Raw genomic sequence first — 3,462 nt, 5'->3', positions numbered from 1 at the left:
CCCCGAAACGGTTGTAATATTGCACCGGGAACCGACCCGGCTATGGAAACCGTAACAGAGGATTTTCAAAACTTCTCTCAGAGATTCTCCGGCGCGGATTTTTGTTGTCGCCAGACAACAGCGAGCTGTACCTTTGTATGCCGAAAAACTTTTCGGCATACGAAAGGTGCTCGCTCTGCGAGGCTGGGTGGCGTTCCCGAGTCACGCCACTTAAACTACCAGACTGATGACAACCACGAAAAAGAGGATCGGACGCCCGACAACGACAGATCCCAGAGTCCACAGGTATAATTTCAAACTCACCACGGAAGAGAATATCCGCTTTAAGCAGATGCTTTGTAAGGCAGGATTGGAACATAACCGCAGCCGGTTTATCGTAAAACGCATCTTCGCCGAGGAGTTCGTTGTCGTTAAACGTGACCCTTCCAAAGTGCAGTTTATTGCTCGTCTGAATGACTTTTATTTCCAGTTTCAGAAACTCGCCAACAACTATAATCAGATTGTAAAGGTCATCAATTCGCACTTTTCCAACATCGCGATCCCGCATCAGATCGCTGCTTTGGAACAGCGAACGAGAGAATTAAAGGCTCTGAGTATCGAGATTCTCAACCTCGCAAAACAGACTAAGGAATGGTTGCGAATATAAGATCGGGTTCCTCGCCCGGCGGAGCGTTGTATTACAACAAGGAGAAAGTGGATAAGGATGAAGCCGAAGTGCTCCTCTGGCAGAAGATGCTCGAACCATACGATAAATGCGGACGCCTTGACATTGACGCCTGCATGGAGAGCTTCATGCCGTATCTCGAAGCCAACCGCAGGACTACGAACACGGTTTTCCATGCCTCGCTGAACCCTTCACCGGAGGACAGGCTGACAGACGAACAGCTCCGGAAAATCGCCTGTGAGTACATGGAACGCATGGGTTACGGCGAACAGCCTTATATCGTTTTCAAGCACAAGGACATTTCCAGAGAGCATCTCCATATCGTGTCACTGCGTGTCGATGAGCAGGGCCGCAAACTCCCGCACGATTTCGAGGCCCGGCGCTCGATGGAGATTCTGCGTGACTTGGAGCGGAAATACGGTCTGCATCCGAGCGTCAAGGGACAGGGACTGACGGACAGGGAGGGCCTGCGGAAGGTGAATTATTCCGAGGGGAATGTCAAGCAACAGATTTCGTCCGTCGCCCGGTCGTGTCTGCGAAATTACAAATGCTCGTCGTATGGAGAATTCCGCACCCTGTTGGAGCTGCTCAATGTTTCGGTCGAGGAACGTACGGGAACCGTCGACGGACGGGACTATGCCGGAGTGATTTACGGTGCCATGACCGACGATGGCTACGGTATCGGCACGCCGTTCAAATCGAGCCGTATCGGAAAAGATGTCGGCTATAAGGCCCTTCAAAAGTATTATGAGCGGTCGAAGAGCGCGTTGAAGCAGGACGGGACACTCGACCGGCTGCGGCAAACAGTCAAAGACGCCATGAGCCCGGACAATACAAGGGAAGAGTTTCGGCAACTGTTGAAAGCGGACGGTATCGATGTCGTGTTCCGCATAAATCCCGTGGGAAGGATTTACGGTGCGACCTTCATCGACCACAACGCAGGCATCGTTGCCAACGGTTCGCTACTGGGAAAAGAGTTCTCGGCAAATGCTTTCAATGAATTGTATCCGGCTCCGAAACAAGCGCAACAAGTCGCAGAACAACACACGGAACAGCAGCACAAACAACGAAGCCACGCGGTAAATCCGTTAACCGGCATTGTCGATACGGTATTGGATTTGGCCGACACGCAGGCTTATGAAGAACAGCAACGCCAAATACAACATCGCAAAAAACGAAGATTTCGCAGATAATGTAATTGAGATTTCGCATGGTTGGGAGTATTCGTCTGAATTCAGGATTTTGAGCAATATCAAAATCGGTCTGCAACAACGGCAGACAGGACGAATGACAGTTTACTCTACACTTCAGAGCTAAGTCCGTTAAGATTAATGTCATTGCAACAAGTAGACAGCACAACTGCAGCCTTATCACAGCCTTGTTTCATGATAAAAAAATATTCAGATTCTCAACATATTGTGCCGCATTGAAATAAAACTGCATTTCCAAGAATAAGCCAAACTGAATTCGATAGCATTTGCAGAGTGATGTAAAAATCCTATATTTGTATTACGTATTTGGCACTCACACTTCAAAATCTACATTATGGGCGCACATATCAAGTTTAGCATGGAACATCGTTATTTTAGAGATTGGCTCGAAGTTGATGTAGATTGGAATTACCCCTTTCTTCCCCGAGTCGGAGAGTTTGTAAACGCTTGGATATGGATCGAGGCAGGTAAGTTTAGCCGTGCGGATATTGAGAAAATATTGAATCCGGATGGGCAGGAGAATCTGAACTCTGAATTCTATCGGGATTATACTTTGGATGATTGGTTATATGAGATCGGAATGGAATGTAACAAGGTATATGGTGTAAGCTATTATAGAGAAAAGAATGATCCGGCCAATATCTATGCAAGGGTGAGTTTGAGTGAACCTGGAACAGCTTTGTAAATTTGGAATTGCTTTTAGACCGTCACCTTTTCGGACATGTTTCATAGAAAATAAACCGGAACATTACGTTCCGGTTTATTGTAATTTTATTATCTACACCATTGTCAATATGGAGTCCGCAAGATTCATATTCTTAGAGACAAACATCACTTTCGAACCTGCATGTCAAAGAGTATCTTCGCTCCATCTTCGATTTCGGCGTATTCAATGAACGGTCGTTGGGAGACTTGGCCGTTGATTCGCATCTTTCCGACATACCTGTTTTCCGGAGAGTTCTCCGGGGCTTCGATTTCCACGGTCTTTCCGTTTTCGAGGCGGATGGTCGCTTTCTTGAACAGCGGCGATCCTGCTGCATATTCGTCCGAGGCGGGACATACGGGATAGAATCCCAAAGCCGAGAATACATACCATGCCGAAGTCTGCCCGTTGTCCTCGTCGCCGCAGTAACCGTCGGGCTTGGCCGAGTAGAGGCGATCCATGACCTCACGAACCCACCACTGCGCCTTACGGGGTTGCCCGGCGTAGTCGTAGAGGTAGATCATGTGCTGCGCGGGCTGGTTTCCGTGGGCGTAGTTGCCCATGTCGGCCACCTGCATTTCGGTAATTTCGTGGATGCGGAACCCGTAGTAGCTGTCGTCGTAGACGGGCGGCACGACGAAGACCGAGTCGAGCATCCGCGTGAATCCTTTGTGTCCTCCCATCAGGTCGATCAGTCCCTCGACATCGTGGAACACCGACCATGTGTAGTGCCACGCGTTTCCCTCGGTGAAGGCGTCGCCCCACTTGTAGGGGCTGAAGGGCGTCTGGAACGTCCCGTCGGCATTGCGGCCCCGCATCAGGCGCGTTTCGGGATCGAAGAGGTTTTTATAGTTCTGCGAAGCCTTTTCCAGCATCGCAGCGTC

At 49.4% G+C, this 3,462-nt stretch carries 4 protein-coding genes; 3 read left to right on the top strand and 1 reads right to left on the bottom strand.

Annotation, left to right across the window (positions count from 1 at the left end; translation table 11 throughout):
- Positions 1-226 precede the first annotated feature (226 nt).
- The 3 genes from HMPREF9720_RS09645 (at position 227) to HMPREF9720_RS09635 (ending at position 2,560) form a co-directional block, all read left to right on the top strand.
- Positions 227-646 carry a hypothetical protein gene (locus tag HMPREF9720_RS09645; protein WP_039940377.1) on the top strand — a complete coding sequence of 140 codons (420 nt, stop codon included), beginning with the start codon at positions 227-229 and terminating at the stop codon, positions 644-646.
- Complete coding sequence (gene mobB / locus HMPREF9720_RS09640) at positions 631-1,857, top strand: conjugal transfer protein MobB (RefSeq protein ID WP_009598120.1); 1,227 nt, start codon at positions 631-633, stop codon at positions 1,855-1,857. The genes HMPREF9720_RS09645 and mobB overlap by 16 nt, the downstream gene beginning before the upstream one ends.
- Positions 1,858-2,209: 352 nt before the next feature.
- Positions 2,210-2,560: a hypothetical protein gene (locus HMPREF9720_RS09635; RefSeq protein ID WP_018697584.1), complete on the top strand. Its 351-nt coding sequence runs from the start codon at positions 2,210-2,212 to the stop codon at positions 2,558-2,560.
- 146 nt (positions 2,561-2,706) lie between these two features.
- Here HMPREF9720_RS09635 and HMPREF9720_RS09630 read toward each other — a convergent pair.
- Positions 2,707-3,462, bottom strand: a 756-nt coding sequence (locus HMPREF9720_RS09630) for a glycoside hydrolase family 92 protein (RefSeq protein ID WP_009598119.1), incomplete at its 5' end; no start/stop codon positions are given.

This window comes from Alistipes sp. HGB5 (assembly GCF_000183485.2).
Classification (GTDB): domain Bacteria; phylum Bacteroidota; class Bacteroidia; order Bacteroidales; family Rikenellaceae; genus Alistipes; species Alistipes finegoldii.
Note: the sequence above shows the minus strand (reverse complement) of the source record. Positions and strands in the feature narration are given on the sequence as shown.